Source organism: Enterobacter sp. ENT03, assembly GCF_019218745.1.
Classification (GTDB): Bacteria; Pseudomonadota; Gammaproteobacteria; order Enterobacterales; family Enterobacteriaceae; genus Enterobacter_D.
Genome location: NZ_JAHUXA010000012.1, coordinates 59646 through 83203, shown reverse-complemented (window position 1 = coordinate 83203; position 23558 = coordinate 59646). Strand labels below are relative to the sequence as shown.

The 23558-nt window shown below is 54.0% G+C and carries 23 protein-coding genes; 10 read left to right on the top strand and 13 right to left on the bottom strand.

What is annotated here, in order from left to right; genetic code table 11:
- Nucleotides 1-37: 37 nt before the first annotated feature.
- Entirely contained in the window at nt 38-568 is a 531-nt protein-coding gene (locus KW828_RS15405; protein WP_218337167.1) for a fimbrial protein, read from the bottom strand.
- A 287-nt stretch (nt 569-855) separates the two neighbouring features.
- Here KW828_RS15405 and KW828_RS15400 point away from each other — a divergent pair, with 287 nt between their 5' ends.
- From KW828_RS15400 to pdeR, 5 genes are all read left to right on the top strand, one after another.
- Entirely contained in the window at nt 856-1608 is a 753-nt protein-coding gene (locus KW828_RS15400; protein ID WP_218337166.1) for a helix-turn-helix domain-containing protein, read from the top strand.
- A gap of 244 nt (nt 1609-1852) precedes the next feature.
- Nucleotides 1853-2641, top strand: coding sequence for an enoyl-ACP reductase FabI (gene fabI, locus KW828_RS15395; protein ID WP_072568604.1), 789 nt, complete (start codon nt 1853-1855; stop codon nt 2639-2641).
- A 181-nt stretch (nt 2642-2822) separates the two neighbouring features.
- Nucleotides 2823-3977: a CMD domain-containing protein gene (locus tag KW828_RS15390; RefSeq protein WP_218337165.1), complete on the top strand. Its 1155-nt coding sequence runs from the start codon at nt 2823-2825 to the stop codon at nt 3975-3977.
- A gap of 78 nt (nt 3978-4055) precedes the next feature.
- On the top strand, nt 4056-5990 hold the full coding sequence (locus KW828_RS15385) for an exoribonuclease II (protein ID WP_218337164.1): 1935 nt from the start codon (nt 4056-4058) through the stop codon (nt 5988-5990).
- 314 nt (nt 5991-6304) lie between these two features.
- Nucleotides 6305-8296, top strand: a complete 1992-nt coding sequence (gene pdeR, locus KW828_RS15380; protein WP_218337163.1) for a cyclic di-GMP phosphodiesterase — start codon at nt 6305-6307, stop codon at nt 8294-8296.
- On the opposite strand, the gene KW828_RS15375 is transcribed toward pdeR, so the two are convergent.
- Complete coding sequence (locus KW828_RS15375) at nt 8293-9159, bottom strand: crotonase/enoyl-CoA hydratase family protein (protein ID WP_218337162.1); 867 nt, start codon at nt 9157-9159, stop codon at nt 8293-8295. The two genes, pdeR and KW828_RS15375, sit on opposite strands and share 4 nt — an antisense overlap.
- A 191-nt stretch (nt 9160-9350) precedes the next feature.
- On the opposite strand from KW828_RS15375, the gene KW828_RS15370 reads away from it, so the two are divergent.
- The 3 genes from KW828_RS15370 (at nt 9351) to osmB (ending at nt 10784) form a co-directional block, all read left to right on the top strand.
- The gene (locus tag KW828_RS15370; RefSeq protein WP_218337161.1) at nt 9351-9533 is read left to right on the top strand and encodes a hypothetical protein; all 183 of its coding nucleotides are present in this window, start codon (nt 9351-9353) and stop codon (nt 9531-9533) included.
- A 10-nt stretch (nt 9534-9543) separates the two neighbouring features.
- The gene (locus KW828_RS15365; RefSeq protein ID WP_218337159.1) at nt 9544-10302 is read left to right on the top strand and encodes a DNA-binding transcriptional regulator YciT; all 759 of its coding nucleotides are present in this window, start codon (nt 9544-9546) and stop codon (nt 10300-10302) included.
- A gap of 263 nt (nt 10303-10565) precedes the next feature.
- Nucleotides 10566-10784 (top strand): osmotically-inducible lipoprotein OsmB, encoded by a 219-nt coding sequence (gene osmB / locus KW828_RS15360; protein WP_218337236.1) that lies wholly within the window; start codon nt 10566-10568, stop codon nt 10782-10784.
- 112 nt (nt 10785-10896) lie between these two features.
- Here osmB and yciH read toward each other — a convergent pair whose 3' ends face one another.
- The 5 genes from yciH to pgpB form a co-directional block, all read right to left on the bottom strand.
- Nucleotides 10897-11223, bottom strand: a complete 327-nt coding sequence (yciH, locus tag KW828_RS15355) for a stress response translation initiation inhibitor YciH (protein ID WP_218337158.1) — start codon at nt 11221-11223, stop codon at nt 10897-10899.
- Complete coding sequence (gene pyrF, locus KW828_RS15350) at nt 11224-11961, bottom strand: orotidine-5'-phosphate decarboxylase (RefSeq protein WP_218337157.1); 738 nt, start codon at nt 11959-11961, stop codon at nt 11224-11226.
- A 188-nt stretch (nt 11962-12149) separates the two neighbouring features.
- Nucleotides 12150-13319: a lipopolysaccharide assembly protein LapB gene (gene lapB / locus KW828_RS15345; RefSeq protein WP_218337155.1), complete on the bottom strand. Its 1170-nt coding sequence runs from the start codon at nt 13317-13319 to the stop codon at nt 12150-12152.
- A gap of 6 nt (nt 13320-13325) precedes the next feature.
- A complete protein-coding gene (locus KW828_RS15340; RefSeq protein WP_218337153.1) occupies nt 13326-13634 on the bottom strand; it encodes a LapA family protein in 309 nt (102 codons plus the stop codon).
- A 181-nt stretch (nt 13635-13815) separates the two neighbouring features.
- A complete protein-coding gene (gene pgpB, locus KW828_RS15335; RefSeq protein ID WP_218337151.1) occupies nt 13816-14577 on the bottom strand; it encodes a phosphatidylglycerophosphatase B in 762 nt (253 codons plus the stop codon).
- A 200-nt stretch (nt 14578-14777) separates the two neighbouring features.
- Between pgpB and ribA the strand changes: the two genes are divergently transcribed.
- Nucleotides 14778-15365 carry a GTP cyclohydrolase II gene (ribA, locus tag KW828_RS15330; RefSeq protein WP_088218617.1) on the top strand — a complete coding sequence of 196 codons (588 nt, stop codon included), beginning with the start codon at nt 14778-14780 and terminating at the stop codon, nt 15363-15365.
- A 47-nt stretch (nt 15366-15412) separates the two neighbouring features.
- Here the strand turns inward: ribA and acnA are convergent, their stop codons facing one another.
- The 6 genes from acnA to topA all read right to left on the bottom strand — a co-directional run bounded on the left by acnA (nt 15413) and on the right by topA (nt 22879).
- Nucleotides 15413-18088, bottom strand: coding sequence for an aconitate hydratase AcnA (acnA, locus tag KW828_RS15325; protein ID WP_218337149.1), 2676 nt, complete (start codon nt 18086-18088; stop codon nt 15413-15415).
- Nucleotides 18089-18258: 170 nt separating this feature from the next.
- Entirely contained in the window at nt 18259-18351 is a 93-nt protein-coding gene (gene ymiC, locus KW828_RS21945) for a small membrane protein YmiC (RefSeq protein WP_242495202.1), read from the bottom strand.
- Nucleotides 18352-18476: 125 nt separating this feature from the next.
- Nucleotides 18477-18668, bottom strand: coding sequence for a hypothetical protein (locus KW828_RS15320; RefSeq protein WP_218337239.1), 192 nt, complete (start codon nt 18666-18668; stop codon nt 18477-18479).
- Nucleotides 18650-18790, bottom strand: coding sequence for a YmiA family putative membrane protein (locus KW828_RS15315; protein WP_218337235.1), 141 nt, complete (start codon nt 18788-18790; stop codon nt 18650-18652). The genes KW828_RS15320 and KW828_RS15315 overlap by 19 nt, the downstream gene beginning before the upstream one ends.
- Before the next feature lie 338 nt (nt 18791-19128).
- Entirely contained in the window at nt 19129-20103 is a 975-nt protein-coding gene (gene cysB, locus KW828_RS15310) for an HTH-type transcriptional regulator CysB (protein ID WP_218337148.1), read from the bottom strand.
- A gap of 178 nt (nt 20104-20281) precedes the next feature.
- Nucleotides 20282-22879: a type I DNA topoisomerase gene (topA, locus tag KW828_RS15305; protein WP_218337146.1), complete on the bottom strand. Its 2598-nt coding sequence runs from the start codon at nt 22877-22879 to the stop codon at nt 20282-20284.
- Between the two features lie 398 nt (nt 22880-23277).
- Between topA and KW828_RS15300 the strand changes: the two genes are divergently transcribed.
- Nucleotides 23278-23529: a YciN family protein gene (locus KW828_RS15300; RefSeq protein WP_218337144.1), complete on the top strand. Its 252-nt coding sequence runs from the start codon at nt 23278-23280 to the stop codon at nt 23527-23529.
- The last annotated feature ends 29 nt before the right edge of the window (nt 23530-23558 follow it).

Below are 23558 nucleotides of genomic sequence, written 5' to 3'. Positions count from 1 at the left end.
CCTTTTGCGCCGCGCGGAACCTTCAGTGCCAGAAAGTTTAGTTATAACTTACGGTGAAATTAGTCACTGAGTTTGCTTTACCCGCCGTTACGATGGCGGCTGTCGATTGATAAGCCGCATAGAAATCCAACAGATTTTCTTTGGTTTTGTCCAGCGCGTAACCGTAATTCGTTACCGAATGCAGGGGAAGCGTGGTCTTATCCGCATTCATCAATTTGATCGCCACTCCCGTCGCAGTCCCCGTCCCGCTGGTGATGGCGAGCAAGGTTGAATCCGTAGTATCCGGTACACCATCGAAACGCACCTTCGCCGAGGTAATGGTATCCGGGCAATCCTTCAGCTTAATGGTGAATTTCGTGGTACCCGATTCAACACCGGCGGCAGAAAACGCGGTTTTCGCCACTTTGCCCAAATCAACGGTCAACGTATTGTTGGTACCCACATTTATTGTGCAGGCCTGCTCAAGTATTTCGCCAGTAAAATTAATGGTGCCATCCGCGGCCCCGGCTGAAAAAACAGCCCCACCCAGTAATAAGCAAGCTACGTTTTTATGTAAAAAAGCATTCATAAGTAAATCCCTATATATAAATTTGAAGAATAATTCTCGCCGGTGAAACAATAACGTTAACAGCACGGCGAAATGCCAGAAAACAGCGTCTGGCGCACAACAGAAGAAGTCAGACTCAGCGTCCGGTCACACTAATTAACCCTATCCGATGCATCAAATATGTTTAACTTAGTAAAATCTACACATACCAGGAAACAAATTCAAATAGTTTGCCAGTCTATCTGTAGACTCAATATCGCGTCACGTATTGAAATACATCCTGTTTTTTGCAAGGTGTTTTTGGGTCTATGGTTGGACCCTTTATTTTTAAGTTCAACACTTTTAAAGTGCGTAATAAAAACAGATTAATAATTCTCTATGAACAGGAGCTTCATACAATGACCATTCATTTCTCGCATAAACCAACATATTCAGTTAATTCTGACACGCCGGTTAAACCTATTGGTCATATTCAGAACTTAATAAAGCATCTGGGGGCTGAGACGGACGCCGAAGCGGTGGCGGGAGGAGAAGATCTGTATTTTCTTAAAGATAATCAACCACAATGTGTTTTGCTGCATTATGGCAGCATCGCCTTATACCGCCGTGGGGATGGACTGGTGCTCTATTCACAAACCGCGCCCTTTATCATGGGTTTGAGCAGTCATTCACCGGCCCCTGAGCAGATGTATATAAAAACACGGGAGAATTGCATCATCAGTTCCCTGCCGGTCCGTGATGCCAACGCGCTGATCCAACGTCACAATTTATGGAAAGATCTCTCCTACCTGCTGATATTCACCACCTCCTGCATCTACTCGCATTACGCCCGCCTGACGCAACGCTCCTCCTATGACATTATTAAATTCCAGCTGGAAGAATTGATTAACGAACCGGACTGTGTGCGCCTGAATACGTCCACCGCCAGCTATATTCAGCAGCGCAGTTTCCTTTCCCGCAGCGGGATTATGCGGATCCTCTCTGAACTGCGCGCCGGGGGATACATCACCATGGAAAAAGGCATTCTGTTAGCAATAAAACATCTTCCCCCCCGCTACTGACTTTTCGTTCGACCGGTTTTCTCCTTTTTATGTTAATGATAAAAGACAGCAGCCTGACGCATGCATCCTCGCGCCACTCCCCGTCGTTGCATCGGGCATCTCTCTTGTTTACAGAAAAATAACGTGACAGAAACAGCGTGAGGTAGGATATAATTTCGGCCTGCTTTTGATTTATTCTGGCCTGACAAGCACATGACGCTGCCTGTTTTGCCAAAAATAAGTAATGACTATAAGGATTAACGCTATGGGTTTTCTTACCGGTAAACGCATTCTGATTACTGGCGTTGCCAGTAAACTCTCCATCGCCTGGGGTATCGCACAGGCTATGCATCGCGAAGGCGCAGAACTGGCCTTTACCTATCAGAACGACAAGCTGAAAAGCCGTGTTGAAGGTTTCGCCGCTGACCTGGGCTCCAGCCTGGTGCTGCCGTGCGACGTAGCAGAAGATGAGAGCATCGAAGCGCTGTTTACCGAACTGGCTAAAAGCTGGCCGAAATTCGACGGTTTCGTACACTCCATCGGTTTCGCACCGGGCGATCAGCTGGATGGCGACTACGTTAACGCCGTAACCCGTGATGGTTTCAAAATCGCGCACGACATCAGCTCCTACAGCTTTGTGGCTATGGCGAAAGCCTGCCGCGCGATGCTGAATCCAAACTCTGCCCTGCTGACCCTCTCCTACCTGGGTGCAGAGCGCGCTATCCCGAACTACAACGTAATGGGCCTTGCGAAAGCGTCTCTGGAAGCAAACGTGCGTTACATGGCTAACGCCATGGGCCCGGAAGGTGTGCGTGTCAACGCCATTTCTGCCGGTCCGATCCGCACCCTGGCGGCGTCCGGTATTAAGGACTTCCGTAAAATGCTGGCCCATTGCGAAGCGGTAACGCCGATCCGTCGCACGGTCACCATCGAAGACGTGGGTAACAGCGCCGCTTTCCTGTGCTCTGACCTCTCTGGCGGTATTTCTGGTGAAGTGGTTCATGTTGACGGCGGCTTTAGCATCGCCGCGATGAACGAGCTGGAACTGAAATAATCCTCCTGTCACCCCCTCCGCCCGGAGGGGGTGTTTTCGTCGTTATGCCATTCTGATCTTTGTTATCACCCAACAATATTTCATCCCCCTTCCCGCTTACGCCAGGATAATGCTGCGAAAAAGATCCGGCGCACCCTGATGTCACGTCTCCGGATCGTCACTTTCAGATCAAGGAACGCTCATGGAACAACGCCGTTTTTCCGGCAAAGGTCACTGGTATCATGAAACCCAGTCGAGTACCGGCCAGACTCCCGCGCTACCCTTAGTTCCCGAAGCTGCCACCGTTAATGACCGCTTTTTGCTGGACTTGCCGCTGCCCGACGAGATTGTTGAGGCCTGTGAGTCCTGGCTGCGCCCGGCGCGCAATTTGTGCACCCGTCTGTTTCCGCAGCAGGTAGCGGTGAGCCGCCTGCGCACCTTCACCGCTTATGACCGCCTGAGCACGGCGCTGACCGTGGCCCAGGTTTACGGCGTCCAGCGGCTGTGCAATCACTATGCCGCCCGCCTCGCGCCGCTCAATGGACCGGATCCTTCCCGTGAAAGCAATCGTCGGCTGGCGCAAATTACGCAATACGCCCGGCAACTGGCCAGCTCGCCGGAGGTGATCGACAACCGCGCCCGCCAGCAGCTCGATGAGGTCGGCCTGACCTGCGAGGACATTATTCTGATGGATCAGATCATCGGTTTTATTGGTTTTCAGGCGCGCGTGATTGCCGCCTTTCAGGCGCTGGAAGGCCTGCCAGTGCGCTGGCTGCCGGGCATGGAAATGCAGGCATGGGCGGCACCTGAGCCGTTTTCTGCGCCGCCCAAAGACTGGACGCCCGCCTTCAGCGGCGTGGAACCGCGTCGCGCCAGCACCAGCCAGCTTGCGGCGCAGGCACAGTGGCAGACGCTGCCGGAGCTTGCCGCGCTGGCATCACTGCTTGCCCACGAGCAGGGAGTGCTTGATGAACTGGGCGCTATTCTGCAAAGCGATTTACGGGCCACGCTCCCCCCGGCGTTAACGCAACAGGTCGCGCAGCTTACCGCGCGCATCAACGGCAGCGTGGATTGTTTTTATGCTCACCCGCAAACCCCTGGCGATGCGGCGCGGTTCACCGCGTTACAGGACGGCGAACAGGCGGTGTCAGGCTGGAGCCAGCACGATGCGCAGACGCGGGCGGTGGTGGTCGCGGTGCAATTGCTGACCCGGGCTGCCGATCGCTTTAGCGCCGCGCAGTTTAATCCGCTTATCGAACAGGGTTTTTCTGTGCAACAGGCCCTCTCGCTGCTGGCGTGGAGCGGATTGTGCGGCTGGTTAAACCGTCTGAAAATCGCGCTGGGTGAGCGCCAGTAACGCGAAACAGCGCTTGCTGCGCCCCCCGGATTCGCGTAAAACTGTCAGCCGCTCTTTAGGCCACGAAAATACAAAACTATGTTCCAGGATAACCCGCTGCTTGCTCAGCTAAAACAGCAATTGCACTCCAAGACGCCACGCGCGGAAGGCGTCGTCAAAGCCACGGAAAAAGGCTTTGGTTTCCTCGAAGTTGATGCGCAGAAAAGCTATTTCATTCCGCCGCCGCAGATGAAAAAAGTGATGCATGGCGATCGTGTTATCGCGGTGATCCATAGTGAAAAAGAACGTGAATCCGCCGAACCCGAGGAGCTGGTCGAACCGTTCCTGTCGCGTTTCGTCGGAAAAGTGCACAAAAAAGACGATCGTCTGTCCATCGTCGCCGATCATCCCCTGCTGAAAGACGCCATTCAGTGCCGCCCTGCACGCGGTGTTGAGCATGATTTTGCCGATGGCGACTGGGCGGTTGCCGAAATGCGCCGCCATCCGCTGAAAGGCGATCGCGGTTTTTATGCGGAACTGACCCAGTTTATTACCTTCGGCGACGATCACTTCGTGCCGTGGTGGGTAACGCTTGCCCGTCACAACCTGGAAAAAGAAGCGCCGAACGGCGTGGTGACGGAAATGCTGGATGAAGGTCTTGAGCGCGTCGATCTGACCGCACTGGATTTCGTCACCATCGACAGCGCCACCACCGAAGATATGGACGACGCGCTGTATGCTGAAGAGCTGGCGGATGGCCGCCTGCAACTGACGGTAGCCATTGCCGATCCGACCGCGTGGATCGCACCAGACAGCAAGCTGGACAAGATCGCCAAAGTCCGTGCGTTTACCAACTATCTGCCGGGCTTTAATATCCCGATGCTGCCGCGCGAACTTTCTGACGATCTCTGCTCGCTGCGCCCGCAGACGCTGCGTCCGGCCCTGGCCTGCCGTATGACCATCAGCGCCGACGGCACCATCGAAGACAATATTGAATTCTTCGCCGCCACCATCGAATCCAAAGCCAAGCTGGTGTACGACGAGATTTCTGACTGGCTGGAAGGCAAAGAGGGCTGGACGCCGCCGACCGACGCTATCGCCGCGCAGATTCGACTGCTACAACGCATTTGTCTTGCGCGTGCCGAATGGCGCACCACCCATGCGCTGGTGTTTAAAGATCGTCCGGATTACCGCTTTGTGCTGGGCGAAAAAGGCGAAGTGCTGGACATTGTTGCCGAGCCACGCCGCATCGCCAACCGCATTGTTGAAGAATCAATGATCGCGGCGAATATCTGTGCCGCCCGTGTGCTGCGCGATAAGCTCGGTTTCGGTATCTACAACGTGCATTTAGGTTTCGACCCGGCTAATGGCGAGGCGCTGGCCGCCCTGCTGAGCACCCATGGCCTGCACGTTGATGCTGAAGAAGTGCTGACGCTGAACGGCTTCTGCAAGCTGCGTCGCGAACTGGACGCGCAGCCGTCCGGCTTCCTCGACAGCCGCATTCGCCGCTTCCAGTCTTACGCGGAAATCAGCACCGAGCCTGGCCCGCACTTTGGTCTTGGCCTTGAGGCGTACGCCACCTGGACATCACCGATCCGTAAGTACGGCGATATGATCAACCATCGTCTGCTGAAAGCGATCATTAAAAACGAAACCATTGCCCGCCCGCAGGATGATACGACGGTGCAGATGACCGAGCGCCGTCGCCTGAACCGCATGGCGGAGCGCGATGTGGGTGACTGGCTGTATGCCCGTTTCCTGAAAGACAAAGCCGGCACCGATACGCGCTTTGCCGCTGAAATCATCGACATTAGTCGTGGTGGTATGCGTGTGCGGCTGGTGGATAATGGCGCAGTCGCGTTTATTCCTGCCCCGTTCATCCATGCAGTGCGCGACGAAATGGTGTGCAGCCAGGAGAGCGGCACCGTGCAGATCAAAGGCGAGACGGTCTATAAAGTCACCGATGTGATTGACGTGACCATCGCCGAAGTGCGCATGGAAACCCGCAGCGTTATCGCCCGTCCTGTGGCGTAAACGACGCATATTATCTCAAAACGGCCTCGCCATTCTGGTGGGGCCGTTATTCCCCTCCGAACGCTTCCGCGCTACGTCAAAATTCCTGATTTTTTCCCCACAAATTGCTAAAAACAGCCACACTTAGTTATGCATTTTTACGCATGAAAAGTCGTTAAGAACAATATTTTAGCGATAGCTATGCAATAAGTTAGCGGCGCTTTACTATAACAATGCAAAAAAAACAGTAAGTTCAGCCTGTTCTCGCAAAGAGGCAGCGTGCAGACTTCACCGTTAAAAAGTTCTGTTGCGCGTTGGGTGGAATGGGAGAAAGCATGAAAGACGATGTGGAGCAAAATTTGCTGTTTCGTTACCTGGGGACATCAAGCCCTTTCTGGCGACTTACCGCCGACAGCAACGCGCTTCATCTTGCCGCGAGCGAAACCGCCGACACCAGTCAGGTGGTTACGCTGACCGAACATCAGGCGGCACGGCTCCGTGAAATGACCGTGATCACTACCAGCATGACGATGACGGTGTCGATGTTTGGCGATGATGTCCCCCTGCATCTGGTGGGACGCAAAATCACAAAAAAGGAGTGGGCGGGCACCGCGTCTGCCTGGAATGATACCTCCTCCGTTGCCCGCGATTTAGTGCAGGGCCTCTCTTTTGCGGAACAGGTGGTGTCCGAAGCAAATTCCGTCATCGTGATCCTCGATCGCCACGGCAATATTCAGCGTTTCAACCGACTGTGCGAAGAGTACACCGGGATGCGCGAGCAGGAAGTCATTGGTCAGAACGTCTTTAAATTATTCATGAGCCGCAGCGAGGCGCTGGCCTCAAAACGTAATATCAGCGAATTTTTCCGCAACGGCAGCTCTTATGAAGTGGAGCGCTGGATCAAAACGCGCAAGGGCCAGCGCCTGTTTTTATTCCGTAATAAATTCGTGCACAGCGGCAGCGGTAAAAACGAAATCTTTCTGATTTGTTCCGGCACCGACATTACTGAAGAGCGCCGCGCACAGGAACGACTGCGCGTGCTGGCGAACACCGATACCGTCACCGGGCTGCCGAACCGCAATGCGATCCATGACCTCATTAGCGATGCTATCGCCTGCCGTGACGATACGCAGGTCGGCATTGTTTATCTCGATCTGGATAATTTTAAAAAGGTCAACGATGCCTACGGGCATATGTTTGGTGATCAGCTGTTACAGGCGGTGTCGCTGGCAATTTTAAGCTGTCTGGATGAGGGCCAGGTGCTGGCACGTCTGGGCGGCGATGAGTTTATCGTGCTGGCGACGAACGCCTCTCAGAGTACGCTGGAAGCAATGGCGTCCCGCATTCTCACGCGGCTGCGCCAGCCGTTCCGCATTGGCCTGATTGAAGTCTATACCGGCTGTTCGCTGGGCATTTCCCTTGCGCCGCAACACGGTAACGATCGCGAGAGCGTGATCCGTAACGCCGATACCGCGATGTACACCGCTAAAGAGAGCGGCCGCGGCAAGTTTTGCGTTTTCTCCCCGGAGATGAATCAGCGGGTCTTTGAATATCTGTGGCTCGACACCAACCTGCGCAAGGCGCTGGAAAACGATCAGTTGCTGATCCACTACCAGCCCAAAATGACCTGGCGCGGCGAGATCCGCAGCCTCGAAGCGCTGGTGCGCTGGCAGTCCCCGGAGCGTGGATTGATAGGACCGATGGAGTTTATCTCTTATGCCGAAGAGTCCGGTCTGATTGTCCCGCTGGGGCGCTGGGTGATGCTGAACGTGGTGCAGCAGGTGGCGAAGTGGCGCGATAAGGGCATCCATCTGCGCGTAGCGGTAAACGTGTCGGCCCGACAACTGGCGGATCAGACCATTTTCAGCGATCTGAAACAGGCATTGAAAGATCTTAACTTCGAATATTGCCCGATTGACGTTGAGCTGACGGAAAGCTGCCTGATTGAAAATGAAGAACTGGCGCTGTCGGTGATCCAGCAGTTCAGCGCGCTGGGGGCGCAGGTGCATCTGGATGATTTTGGTACCGGGTATTCGTCGCTGTCGCAGCTGGCACGTTTTCCGCTGGACGCCATTAAGCTCGACCAGTCGTTTGTGCGTGATGTGCATAAGCAGTCCATTTCGCAATCGCTGGTGCGCGCCATCGTTGCCGTGGCACAGGCGCTGAATTTGCAGGTGATTGCTGAAGGGGTCGAGAGCGCAAAAGAAGACGCCTTTCTCACGAAGAACGGCGTCAATGAACGGCAGGGTTTTCTCTTTGCTAAGCCCATGCCCGCAGCCGCATTCGAGCGATGGTATAAACGTTATCTGGCGCGAAAAGCGCGTTAGCTGGCTTTACTCAGACTGGCGATGTGCCGGTTTTGTAACAACACAAGACGCTCCATGTAGGCGATGTCTTTGGGTTGCAGGCAAAACGCCGCGTCCACCCAGTCTTCGGTAATATCCATCAGTTCGCTGCGCGGCAATTGCATTACCCGCTGCCGGGCGCGCAGCATGGCACGCACGCCGTTCAGCCGCGGTTGTAGCGTATCAATGAACGTGCGCACAGCCACCGCGCCCTGCCCCGGTTCAAACAGTTCATCCACCAGGCCTTTGGGTTCGTACCACTCCGCCGTATGCGATTCACCTTTATAAATCAGCTCTTCCGCCAGTTTCATGCCGGAACGACGGGCGACCAGCGAATATCCCCCCATGCCGGGGAACAGGTTGAAGGCAATTTCAGGAAATCCCATCCGCACATCACGTTGCGCCAGCACAAAATGGTGCGCCAGCGCAGCTTCAAATCCCCCGCCCAGCGCACTGCCTTCCACCATCGCCAGACTGATGGCGCCGGTGTCAAAGCCACGCGACGCGGCGTGCACGCAGTCCACACAGGCCCGTGCGTAGGCCCGTAAGGCTTCACGACGTCCGTTTTGCAGACAATCAACAAAGAAACCCAGATCGCCGCCGGCGTTATAAATACCGGGGACCAGCGAGCCTGTTATCCAGAAATCCACCGCAAAACCGGCCTGTCTGACCAGCCAGGAGATATTCATGATCTCTTCAATCAGCCCATGATTGAAACACGGACGAGGCTGGGCGCGTAACATCATCCAGACCGTGCGGCGCTCCTCTTCGTAGTACCCGGCCAGTTGGGTAAAGCGCTCTGTATCAGTGAACAATTTGCATGATGCATGGTTGATAACTGTCATGGTCTTTTCCTCATTAATTAAAGCGCGTTGCGCGCAGATTTAGACTAATGCAGGACGAAACCGGGCAGTACGTGTGTAAGCTAATTTATAATCTGTAGTTATGCTTTTTTAAGATTTCCTTTTTTCCCTTCTCTTTTTAGACTAATTTCTGCATCATTGAATTTATTAACTTTTCGAAACAGGGTGACGACATGGCCGACATCGATGTGAAGCAACTTGCCGGACGAATTGATACGGTGCTGGACATTCTGGTAGCGGGTGATTACCACTCTGCCATCCATAATCTGGAAATCCTGAAAGCTGAATTATTGGCCGCCGATGCTGCCGGACAATTACCGCCGCAAAGTGCGCCAAAAACCCCGTGGGAAATCTGAATAAAAACCTATGAATTCCCGACAACAACGTATTCTGCAAATGGTCATCGACCAGGGCCGCGTCAGCGTAGCCGAGCTCGCTAAAACCACCGGCGTTTCTGAAGTTACTATCCGTCAGGATCTGAACACACTCGAGAAACAAAGCTATCTGCGGCGTACGCACGGTTTCGCCGTGCCGCTGGACAGCGACGATGTGGAAACCCGCATGATGAGCAACTTCACGCAAAAACGTGAACTGGCTGATTTTGCGGCGTCGCTGGTATCCCCAGGCGAAACCGTGTTTATTGAAAATGGCAGCAGCAATGCGCTGCTGGCTCGCCGGCTTGCGGATCACAAAGACATCACGATTATTACCGTCAGCGCCTATATCGCCCATCTGCTCAAAGAGACAGCCTGCGAAGTGATCCTGCTCGGCGGTATTTATCAGAAAAAAAGCGAAAGCATGGTGGGGCCACTGGCGCGACAGTACGTGCAGCAGGTGCATTTCAGCAAAGCTTTTATCGGCATTGACGGCTGGCAGCCGGAAACCGGATTTACCGGGCGAGACATGATGCGGGCCGATGTGGTGAACGCGGTGCTGGAAAAGAACTGCGAAGCCATTGTGTTGACCGACAGCTCGAAATTTGGCGCGGTGCATCCTTACCCACTGGGGCCGATTGGCCGCTTTAATCGTGTTATTACGGATGAAAAACTGGCCGCTGACCAACAGGAACAATTAGTGCAGTCCGGGCTGATTGTCGATATTGTCAAAAAATCCTCTGCGCAATAACTGCCCCCGCCCGCCATGCGCGGGCAAAACCCCTTCATCTCTGAGATTTTTCTGACGTTCCAATTAAGACTATTTACCTGTCTCGTTTAGCGGCAGGAAGTAAAATTATGTTGAACGATATAACAGGACGTAACTATCACTCACGTGATCCATAGTAACACCTGCGCAACATAATTTACGGAAATGAACTTAAGTTTGCTTTTCAGGAACTATACTCAAAGAGAAATTCTTTCCGTGGATACCTATTTCAGGAGATTTGTATGATGATGTTAACAAGTAAAAAAATGGCTACAGCAGTACTGGCGGTAACGCTGGCAATGTCTCTGAGTGCTTGTTCTAACTGGTCTAAACGCGATCGTAACACCGCGATCGGCGCAGGTGCTGGTGCATTAGGCGGCGCAGTATTAACCGATGGTAGTACCCTCGGGACATTAGGCGGCGCAGCAGTGGGTGGTATTGTTGGTCACCAGGTCGGTAAATAATCTTACGCCTCCGGCGGAATTACAGAATATATACTGACAGTCCTAAAGACCTACGCAGTGAAATTAAAAGGCCACGGCAATTCGCCGTGGCCTTGTCATATATTGTGTCGGATTAACCGCCAGCCAGTTTGACTTTCATTCCTTTGGCTTCCAGCAATGATTTAATCAGATCGCGCTTATCGCCCTGAATTTCAATTATCCCGTCTTTAACAGAGCCGCCACAGCCGCATTTCTTTTTCAGTTCGGCTGCGAGTCGGGTAAGGTCATCGTCGCTGGCGTCAATACCGGTGATCAGGCACACGCCCTTCCCTTTGCGTCCACTGGTCTGCCGCTGGATGCGCACAATACCATCGCCCTTGGGACGTTCAACACTCTGCTTTGGCTCATCGATGCGCCCGCTGTCCGTGGAATACACCAGACGGCTATTTGAATCGCTCATTTAAACCTCCACCCGCAATGAAGCGTTAATGGCTTTTAGCGTTTGCGCCGGATCGGCAGACTGCGTTACCGGACGGCCAATTACCATATAATCCACTCCGGCAGCCTGGGCTTGTTCCGGCGTCATGATACGGCGTTGATCGCCTGCTTCACTGCCCTGTGGACGAATGCCTGGCGTGACCAGTTTGAACGCCGGGCCGAGTTCGCTTTTAAAGCGTGCAGCCTCTTGCGCTGAACAGACAACGCCATCCAGCCCACAGTTTTGCGTCAAACGCGCGAGACGTTCAGCATGCTCTGCAGGCGAGCAGTTGATCCCCAGATCGTGCAGGTCGCTGGCTTCCATACTGGTGAGCACCGTTACCGCGATCAGCAGAGGTGCATCGTTACCAAACGGCATCAGCGCTTCACGTGCGGCACTCATCATACGCGCCCCGCCAGAGGCGTGGACATTCACCATCCACACGCCCAGTTCGGCCGCCGCGGCCACCGCATGTGCCGTGGTATTCGGAATATCGTGGAATTTGAGATCTAAAAAGACGTCAAAGCCGCGCTGTTGCAAATCGCGCACGAATTGCGGCCCAAATAACGTGAACATCTCTTTTCCGACTTTCAGACGGCAGTCGGCGGGAGAAATCCGATCGACAAAAGCCAGCGCCTGATGGCGATCGGCGTAATCAAGGGCAACAACCACAGGGGAATGCGTTACAGCAGCAGAAGACGATGTAGCAGTAGACGTCATGATCAGACCTTCCTGATGATGGGCACCCGCTCAGGCGCAATGAGAATAAACGGCGAGCATTCTACCTGCGCGTCGCACAAAAGGACAGAATGCATTTTCGCCCTGCCAGACGAGTTGGGCACGGTGTCTGAGCCAGACCAGATAAATACCATAAGTATGTTGTAACTAAAGTGGGCCTTTTTTTTATTCTACTGCCCGTCGAGGCCACGGATGGGCTTCACGGTGGACCACGCGCGGCAGGACGGGCAATGCCAGTACATAGTGAAGGCGGTAAATCCGCATTTCTGGCAGCGATAACGCGGCTTACTGCGGATCTGCTCGCCCACCATGTCACGCAGCACCATCAGGCTCTCTTTGGCGCGCCCTTCTTCCGCTTCCTGCAGGTGATAGTCCATTAGCTTATGAAACACCCGCATGGTCGGCTGGCGTTGCAGTTGACGGGTAACCAGCGTCTGCGCCGGGTCCTGCCCTTCACGCTGCTCGACAATATCTGCCAGCATCAAATCGGCCACCGCGCCGGTGTTCTCTTCCACGCAGCGACGCAGGAATTCCGCCCACTCCTCGGTTTTACCCAGTTGCAGATAGCAGGTTTGCAGCATTTCCAGGGTTTCGCTGACCAGTTCTTTATCCTGATCCACGACGCGCAGCAGGCTGTCGACGGCTTTTTCGTACTCACCTTTCGCCATCAACACGCGGCCCATCATGATAGAGACTCGCGGGCTGTTACGATCAGCTGCGGCGCCTTTCTTGAGCAGCGCCATGGCACGATCCAGATCGTCATTACCCATCTGCTGTAATGCCAGTTCGCAGTAGAAGTGCGCGATCTCGACACGCTGTTTATCTTTGCCCAGTTTGACGAGGCGCTCAGCAACATCAATGGCTTTCTGCCAGTCGCTGGTGGCCTGATAAATTTGCAGCAGCTGTTGCAGCGCACCGACACGGAAGTCGGTTTCATCCACCAGCTGATTGAACATATCTTCAGCGCGATCGTACATCCCTGCCGCCATGTAATCGCGGCCGAGCTGCTGTACAGCCAGCAAACGCTGATCGTAAGACAGCGACGCGCTTTCCATTAAGGTCTGATGAATGCGGATGGCGCGATCGACTTCGCCCCGCGAGCGAAACAGGTTTCCGAGGGTGAGATGGGCTTCAACGGTCCCCGTGTCCTCTTTTAACATGTCGAGGAACAGGTCAACCGCTTTGTCCTGTTGATTACTAAGCAGAAAGTTAACTCCCGCCACGTAATCGCGCGAGAGCCGGTTTGCTTCATCCTGCTTTGTTTGTTGCGCGCTTCTGCGACCCATATACCAGCCATACGCGGCCGCTACGGGCAACAGCAGAAACAACAACTCAAGCATATAATGTTATTCCTTGACGGACGGCGTGCCAGTCGTTACGGGAACGTCGTTTGCGGGGGCAAGCTGATGTTCGAGTCGTTTAATTTTTCGTTCCGCGCGCGCCAGTGAAACACGCACACGCAGCCAGAACAGTCCGCATACCAGCCAGCCAATCACAAAACCTGCGGCAAACAAACATGCCAGCAGCGTGGAAATACGGAATTCACCCTGCGCCAGCAAATAATTGAATGTGACCAGCTGATCGTTCTGCGCACCCAGTGTGACCGAAATGACGAAAATCGCTAACACCAGTAAAAAAATGAGTAAATATTTCACATTACGTCCCGTTATGTGGAGTGGAGCGAATAAATTCTGTTCAACTGACTGCATCCAGCCTAATAACCTACCATTTTCGCGACCTGGACGAAATGGAAAAGCGAGTGACCTGATGGATTTGCGGGCAAAATTCGCGTTTTCAACCCTATTAATGCGTTAATCCATCAGGCTCGTCGCCAGGCTATTCCTGTTCGCGGTCGGCGATCTCTTTCTTTTCTTCCACCGGCGGCGTTAATGGCCCGCAGATCCGCTGCGCGAGCAGCGTGGCGAAGGTCACCAGCAGCCCGGAAATCAGCGTGGCGACGACCAGATCGCGCGGCCAGTGCATTCCCAACAGCATGCGGCTCCCCATCACCGCCGTTGCCCAGACCAGCAGCACGGCAATCGTGACAGTGCGTCGGCGTGGCCACAGCAGCCCGACACCGAGCAGCGCCCAGCTTGCGGCAAACATGGTGTGACCCGAAGGGAAGGCAAACCCGGTCTCGTTCTGCCAGTGTTTGCGCAGGAACACAGGAATGTTCTCTTCGCTGCTAAGCTGCTCTTTAACCAGATGCGCGCGTTCTTTACGTTTTAAAGTGTAGAACTCATCAACCGGAATATCGTGAGTTTTTTCAAGCCAGATAACAAACGGGCGCGGTTCCTGCACCCGATCTTTTACCCAGGATTTGACGCCCTGCCCGATTAAAATGGCGGCACCCAGGATCACAAAAAGCATTAATGCGGCTTTCAGGCGGAATCGCAGACACCACAAAAACCAGCCGCAAAGCAGAACATGCGTGATGATCCCCCAGGGCTGCGTGACCGTTTCGGTCACCCAGTACAGCGCCTTAAGCCACGCACTGTTGTTTTCGGGCGTCCACTGCCAGCCGGATCCCCAGACAATCAACGGCATAATCAGCAGTATCCCCATCCCCGCCATAGTGCGTTTTACAATCGCCAGCATGTCGTCTCCTTAAGGTCATAGGCGGATCAATAGTAACTGAAAAATAACATTTCCGGCAGGAGTGACGGATTTGTGCGATTAATCTTTACAGCTCGTTGACGTAATTAGAGAAGTTGGTCGCCTTGTGGCAAAATAACCGCAAAATGAAAGCCTGCGGGCGACAAGGCACGACAGGTGCCAGAATAAATCCGGAGAATCACATGCAGCTTAAACGTGTGGCAGAAGCCAAACTGCCAACCCCATGGGGCGATTTCCTGATGGTAGGTTTTGAAGAACTGGCAACCGGGCAGGACCATGTCGCGCTGGTCTTTGGCGATATTTCGGGTCAGACCCCGGTGCTGGCGCGCGTCCATTCAGAATGTCTGACGGGCGATGCATTATTCAGCCTGCGCTGCGATTGCGGTTTTCAGCTGGAAGCGGCGCTGTCGCACATTGCTGAAGAAGGTCGTGGGATCCTGCTTTATCATCGTCAGGAAGGCCGCAATATCGGGCTGCTGAATAAAATCCGCGCCTATGCGCTACAAGATCAGGGTTACGACACCGTTGAAGCGAACCATCAGCTTGGCTTTGCCGCCGATGAGCGTGATTTCACCCTGTGCGCGGATATGTTTAAACTGCTGGGCGTGGACGAAGTGCGTTTGCTGACCAACAATCCACGCAAAGTAGAAATTCTTACCGAAGCGGGAATAAATATTGTTGAACGTGTACCGCTGATCGTCGGGCGCAACCCGAAAAACGCGCATTACCTTGATACCAAGGCCGCGAAAATGGGTCATTTGCTGGATTAATAAAAAAGCCCGGCGGTATGTGCCGCCGGGCTTTTTTTGAAGGGTTATCAGTGCAGCATATTACGGATCACGTAGTGCAGGATCCCGCCGTGCTGGTAGTAAGTCAGCTCGGTTGCCGTATCGATACGGCAGCGACATGAAATCACCTCCTGCGAACCGTCCGCGCGCGTCAGCCTGACCGGCACCGTCGCCCCAGGTTTCAGCCCCGTCAGATCCTCCACATCCAGCCGCTCTTCCCCGCTCAGTCCTAACGTTTTACGCGTGACGCCCTGCGGGAATTCCAGTGGCAGAATGCCCATCCCGATCAGGTTGGAGCGGTGAATACGCTCGAAGGATTCGGCGATCACAACGCGGATCCCCAGCAAACGCGGGCCTTTTGCTGCCCAGTCGCGGCTGGAGCCAGAGCCATATTCTTTACCGGCTACGACCGCCAGCGGCGTGCCCTCCTGCTGATAGCGCATCGCGGCATCATAAATGGAGATCACCTCGCTACCCGGCAGATGGCGCGTCATGCCCCCTTCGACGCCCGGCACCATTTCGTTGCGGATGCGAATGTTGGCGAAGGTGCCGCGCATCATCACTTCATGGTTACCACGTCGTGAACCGTAGGAGTTAAAATCCCGACGCTCCACGCCATGATTCTGCAGGTAGCGTCCCGCCGGGCTGTCGGCCTTAATGCTGCCAGCCGGTGAGATATGGTCAGTGGTGACCGAGTCGCCGAGCATCGCCAGAATGCGCGCGCCCTGAATATCCAGTACCGGCTTCGGCTGCGCTTCCATCTCCTCAAAGAACGGCGAGGAGCGGATATAGGTGGAGTCAAACTGCCAGCCGTAGGTATCCGAGGCTTCGACTTTAATAGACTTCCACTCATCAGTGCCTTCAAACACTTCCGCATATTCTTTACGGAACATATCGGTAGATACCTGCTCCACCGCGCGGGCAATCTCCTGCCCGCTCGGCCAAATATCTTTCAGATAGACCGGATCGCCTTTGCGATCGTGGCCCAGCGGATCGGTGGCGAGGTTGATGTTCATATTCCCCGCCAGCGCATAGGCCACGACCAGCGGCGGCGACGCCAGCCAGTTCGTTTTCACCAGCGGATGAATACGCCCTTCAAAGTTACGGTTACCGGAGAGCACGGCCCCGACGGTCAGATCGCCTTTTTTGATCGCCTGCTCAATAGGATCGGGCAGCGGGCCAGAGTTACCGATACAGGTGGTGCAGCCGTAGCCCACCAGGTTGAAGCCCAGTTCGTCGAGATACGGCGTCAGACGTGCCTGCGCGAGATAATCTGAAACGACTTTCGAACCAGGGGCCAGCGACGCTTTCACCCACGGCTGACGCTTCAGCCCCAGGGTAACAGCTTTCTTCGCCAGCAGCCCGGCCGCCATCAGCACGCTCGGGTTCGAGGTGTTGGTACAGGAGGTAATGGCGGCGATGACGACTGCGCCGTCAGGAAGCTGATATTGATGACCGTTCAGAACATAATCCACCGGCTGGCGATCTTTCTGCGCGGTATTGAGTTCAAGTTCGCTGCTGGCGGCAAACGCTTTTGGCACATCCCCGAGGGCGACACGATCCTGGGGACGTTTTGGGCCGGCAAGACTGGCTTCGACGCTGCTCATATCCAGTTCAAGGGTGCTGGTGAAGACCGGCTCATCGCCTGGCTGACGCCACATCCCCTGCGCTTTGGCATAGGCTTCCACCAGTGCCACCTGATCGTCACTGCGACCGCTCAGGCGCATGTATTCCAGCGTCACGTCATCAATCGGGAAAAATCCGCAGGTTGCGCCGTATTCCGGTGCCATGTTGGCGATGGTTGCCCGGTCGGCCAGCGGCAGCGAGTCAAGACCGTCGCCATAGAATTCCACAAACTTACCGACTACACCGTGCTTACGCAGCATCTGGGTAACCGTCAGCACCAGGTCGGTGGCGGTGATACCTTCGCTCAGTTTGCCGGTAAGCTTAAAGCCCACTACATCGGGGATCAGCATCGATACCGGCTGCCCCAGCATGGCGGCTTCCGCTTCGATCCCGCCCACGCCCCAGCCCAGCACACCGAGGCCGTTAATCATGGTAGTGTGTGAGTCAGTACCGACCAGTGTGTCCGGATAGGCGATCCACTCTTTGTCCTGCAGCTCGCTCCACACGGCTTTCCCCAGATATTCCAGGTTCACCTGATGGCAGATGCCGGTACCCGGCGGTACAACGCTGAAGCGACTGAACGCCTGCTGGCCCCAGCGCAGGAAAACGTAGCGCTCGTGGTTGCGCTCCATCTCCAGACGGACGTTTTCTTCAAACGCATCGTCATCGCCGAAATGGTCGACGGTCACGGAGTGGTCAATCACCAGATCGACCGGCGACAGCGGATTAACTTTGGTGGTATCGCCGCCGAGGCGTTTTACGGCTTCGCGCATGGCGGCCAGATCAACGACGGCAGGTACACCGGTAAAATCCTGCATCAGTACGCGGGCGGGACGGTAAGCGATTTCACGATCGGCATGGGCAGATTTCAGCCAGCCCGCGAGGGCATGAATGTCCTCTTCCGTGACGGAATCACCATCCTGCCAGCGCAGCAGGTTTTCCAGTAAGACTTTGAGCGACTTGGGAAGACGGGAAATATCTCCAAGTTCCTTTGCGGCCAGTGGCAGGCTGTAGTAGTGGTAGGTTTTATTCTCTGCCTGTAACGTATCCTTACTGGCTTCGCGTAGGGTAGACGACATAAGCTCCTCCTTAATACAGGGATTGCAATTCCCTGATTATCATCAGGGTCTGTATTAAAGATAACACAAACGTGCTGTAACGTTTTGATAACAACTCAAATTGATAAAAGAGGTAAAACCATTGAAGGGCGGAGAACAAAAAACCCCGCTTAAGCGAGGTTTTCAGGAAGTTAGTGCGCCATCATCCAGACCAGTTGTCCCCAGAACATCACTGAAACTGAGAATGCGCCCATCCATGACCAGTATTTGAGATTATTTATCATTTATACACCATACATATTATTCAAGCGCCATACCGGGTTGTTGCCGGTTTCTTTATTGCTGTGGTGTATTTATTAAGAAGTACATAACGCGTTGTTGTTATTCACTGCCAACGCTGAGAGTTAAATTATTGTTTTTTCGGTTCGTCTTCTGCGAACGTTTCAATAAAGGCACGCTGCTGCGGGGTAAGTTCCCATTCGTCAGGAATTTGGACCTCAGTGTCATTTTTGGCATGCAGAGGCTTGTCACGTAACTGACTTACAGGTTTCACTGTGCTTAACTGCCCCGGAATCACCATTCTTAGCCCCAAAATTTCCACACAAGTATCGCCACTACCACCCAGAACAGGGCTGAGCCAAGAAACACCGCCAGCCAGGCTTTGCGTTTTAGCGCGTGATCCCTTTGCGATTCTTCGCTACCTGATGGCATTGCTAACCTCACACAATCGACATCACTTATCATTTTGACACCTAACAATAGGTATAAGTAATCACTAGATGAGACAAATCCTAAAATAACTTTAGGAAAAAAGCCAGCGAATTTACCAATGATTTCCAGTTAAATATTCATTCTTTTGACGGGAAATAAATAATTGAAGGATATAGTTTGCGTGGTGGGGAATTACTTTCTACTTTTGTCGCGAAAAAACGACAGTATTTGCGTTAAGTTGTGACGGCAATCACTCGGGGGAAGGTGTCTTAAGGCAGTTGGTGATAATTCTAATTTAGCTTTAAAACATAAAAAAGGTATCTTCCCGGGCGGGAAGATACCGGCAGTCATTATTTTTCCGGCAATTTAATGTCCTGGAACATCGCTTCTATATCTTCATTGGAACGTAACGCAACGGCGGTATCCACCACATCGCGGGTTAAATGCGGCGCGAAGCGTTGAATGAAATCATACATATAACTGCGCAAAAAGGTGCTGCGGCGGAAGCCAATTTTTGTGGTGCTGTGGCTGAACACGCCCTGCGCATCCAGTTTAACCAGATCCGGATCGGATACCGGGTCAACGGCCATACTGGCGATCACCCCTACTCCCAGCCCCAGACGCACGTATGTTTTGATCACATCAGCATCGGTGGCGGTGAAGACAATACGCGGCGTCAGCCCGGCCCGGTTGAAAGCCGTATCCAGCTCTGAGCGACCGGTAAAGCCAAAGGTATACGTCACCAGCGGGTACTGCGCCAGCTCTTCAATGCTGACCGACTCCTTGCCTGCCAGCGGATGATCGGGGGTGACCACAATTGACCGGTTCCAGTGGTAACACGGCAGCATCACCAGATCGTCATACAGGTGCAACGCTTCCGTGGCAATCGCGAAATCGGCGTTGCCCTTGGATACGGCTTCTGCAATCTGCGTGGGCGATCCCTGATGCATATGCAGCGACACGCGCGGGTAGCGCTCGATAAAGCCTTTGATGACGCCAGGCAGCGCGTAGCGTGCCTGAGTATGCGTCGTCGCCACATAAAGCGAGCCTTTATCCGGCCAGGTGTGCTCCCCGGCCACGGATTTAATAGCGTCGACTTTAGAGAGCACTTCCCGGGCAATGCGAATGATCTCCTGCCCGGCGGGGGTGACCTGGGTGAGATGTTTTCCGCTGCGGGCAAAAATCTGGATCCCCAGTTCATCTTCCAGCATGCGAACCTGCTTGCTGATGCCGGGTTGAGACGTGTAAAGCCCCTCAGCGGTAGAGGAGACATTAAGGTTGTGATTCACCACCTCAACGATATAACGAAGCTGCTGTAGTTTCATGACGGTCCATCCGGTTGAGCGCTGACGAGCAATCGTTTAAGACGATTTAATAATAAGAAATGACTTAACTATAACCACTATATCACTAATGCCCGATCTGTATAGCCACGATCGCGAAATTATAAGCAACAAAAAAGGGCCGGATTTCCGGCCCTTGCAGGGAGTAACGCGCGGTAAATTATTTCTTACCTTCTACCCATTTTCCGTCAATGAAGAAGGCTGACCAGCCGGTCGCTTTGCCGTCTTTCTCAGCAGAAACATACTGCTGTTTGGTTTTACGACTAAAACGCACAACCGCTTTGTTGCCTTCCGGATCGGCGACCGGCGCATCGGCCAGATAACGCAGTTTTTCCGGCAGACGATCGCGGAAGCGATGCAGTTCTTCCACCAGCGGCGCGCGGGTTTCGCGTGATTTCGGGAAGGTGTTGGCTGCGAGGAAGACACCCGCCGCACCGTCACGCAGCACGAAATACGCGTCGGATTTTTCACACTGCAATTCTGGCAGCGGCACCGGATCTTCTTTCGGCGGCGCAACTTCGCCATTACGCAGGATCTTACGCGTGTTTTTGCACTCGTCGTTGGTGCAGGCCATGTACTTGCCAAAACGCCCCATTTTCAGGTGCATTTCAGAACCACATTTCTCGCATTCAACGATTGGGCCGTCATAGCCTTTAATGCGGAACTCACCCTCTTCGATTTCGTAACCATCGCAGGTCGGGTTGTTACCACAGACATGCAGCTTACGCTTAGGATCGATCAGGTAGCTGTCCATGGCGGTACCGCATTTCACGCAGCGACGTTTGGCACGCAGAGCGTTCGTTTCGGCGTCGTCGCCTTCCAGCACGTTAAGGACTTCGTTTTCCGGCACCAGGTTAATGGTGGTTTTGCAACGCTCTTTCGGCGGTAAGGCATAGCCGGAACAGCCGAGGAACACGCCGGTGCTGGCGGTACGGATACCCATTTTGCGGCCACAGGTCGGACAGTCAATACTGGTCAGCACCATCTGATTTGGACGCATGCCGCCTTCTTCCGGGTCTTTTTCGGCTTTTTCAAGCTGACCGGTGAAGTCGGTAAAGAAGTTATCCAGCACGCCTTTCCACTCGGCTTCGTGGTTGGCCACCTGGTCAAGGCTGCTTTCCATCTGCGCGGTGAAATCGTAGTTCATCAGCTCGCGGAAGTTCTCTTCCAGGCGGTCGGTGACGATCTCGCCCATTTTCTCGGCGTAGAAACGACGGTTTTCAACGCGCACATAGCCGCGATCCTGAATGGTCGAGATGATCGACGCATAGGTAGACGGGCGGCCAATACCGCGTTTTTCCAGCTCTTTAACCAGGGACGCTTCGCTAAAACGCGCAGGCGGCTTGGTAAAGTGCTGTGCCGGAACCAGTTCCACCAGCGATACCACGTCGCCTTTGTTCACAGCTGGCAGCGTACGGTCTTCGTCGCCCTTGCGCAGCTGCGGCATTACCTTCGTCCAGCCATCAAAACGCAGCGTACGGCCACGCGCCTTGAGGCGGAAATCGCCCGCTTCCACGGTCAGCGTAGTGGAGTCGTATTGCGCCGGTGTCATCTGACAGGCGACAAACTGACGCCAGATCAGCTGATACAGTTTCTGCGCATCGGCTTCCATATCCTTCAGGGATTCCGCCAGTACCGCGACGTCGGAAGGACGGATCGCTTCGTGCGCTTCCTGCGAGTTTTCTTTGCTGGCGTACTGATTAGCATTTTCCGGCAGGTATTTTTTGCCAAAATTATCCGTGATATAGCCGCGAACCATGCTGACAGCATCCTGACTAAGATTGGTGGAGTCGGTACGCATATAGGTAATGTGGCCCGCTTCGTACAGACGCTGCGCCATCATCATGGTTTTCTTCACGCCAAAGCCGAGACGCGTACTGGCCGCCTGCTGAAGCGTAGAAGTAATAAAGGGCGCGCCAGGCTTGCTGCTGGTCGGCTTATCTTCACGATCCGTGACGGTATAGCGCGCTTTCTCCAGCAGGCTTACCGCAGACATGGTCTGCTCACGGTTCACCGGACGGAACGGCTTATCGTTCTGATGCGTCACCTGCAACGGCAGCGCATCGCCGGACGGCGTGGTCACGTTGGCATCAATTTCCCAGAACTCTTCCGGGACGAACGCTTTGATCTCGCGCTCACGCTCGACCACAAGGCGCACGGCGACGGACTGAACGCGTCCGGCAGACAGGCCACGGGCAACCTTTTTCCACAGCAGTGGCGACACCATGTAACCCACCACGCGATCCACAAAGCGGCGCGCCTGTTGAGCATTTACACGGTCGATATTCAGTTCACCCGGCTTTTCGAACGCCTGCTGAATGGCGTTCTTGGTGATTTCGTTAAACACCACGCGGCTATAGCGTGAGTCATCGCCCCCGATCACTTCCCGCAGGTGCCAGGCAATGGCTTCCCCTTCGCGGTCAAGGTCGGTTGCGAGATAGATATGGTCCGCTTTTTCAGCGATGGCTTTCAGTTCGGCAACGACTTTTTCTTTGCCAGGGAGCACTTCATAACGTGCATCCCATTCGTTCCATGGGTCAACGCCCATACGATTGACCAGCGCGCCACGTTCATCCTTTTTAGGCTTCTTGGCCGTTTTGGTGGTGGCGGAGTCGGCGCTCTTTTTGGGTGCTGAGCCACTGGTCGGCAGATCGCGGATATGACCGACGCTGGATTTCACCACGTAGTCATTACCCAGATACTTATTGATCGTTTTGGCTTTTGCCGGGGACTCAACGATGACGAGTGCTTTACCCATGTTCACCTTTACCTAATTTGATTCTTCCAGGAATACGTCGCACGTTGATTCACTCTCTACCGCCGACGTCAATTTATGTGGCGGCGATGTCCGTGGTTATCAACCCCTCATTAAAACCGGGCGCGTGAAGTGTGGTGCCCAGGTGACTGAGTTCACAGGGTTTTTCGCGCATCAGTGCTATAGCACGACGGACTTAAGGTCGAATGTCAAGCAATTCTGTTGCCAGATTGACGAAAGCGCACACTCTACCTGATAAAATTCGTTACGCAACTTTATTAGCATGCAAAAGCAAATCACGCCACCCGGTGCCCGCCGTGAAAACCCTCTTAATAACAGGGAAAATTTGCCCCCGGCCCACCGCCGGACGTAGAATAAACCCCTTGTCAGAGGAGCAGACTATGCACGAGAACATTCAACCCATCGATCGCCATTCATTATTAGCCGAAGCCAACCGCATCATCCGCGAGCATGACGATTTTATTCAGGGCATCGAAGCGACAGATGTGACTGAACGCAACGGCGTGCTGGTATTCAGCGGCGAGTATTTCCTTGATGAGCAAGGCCTACCGACGCCCAAAAGCACGGCGGTGTTCAACATGTTTAAACACTTAGCCCATGTGTTATCCGAAAAGTATAGGCTTGCGGATTAACGGCATTAAAAAAGCGAGGTGATTGACCT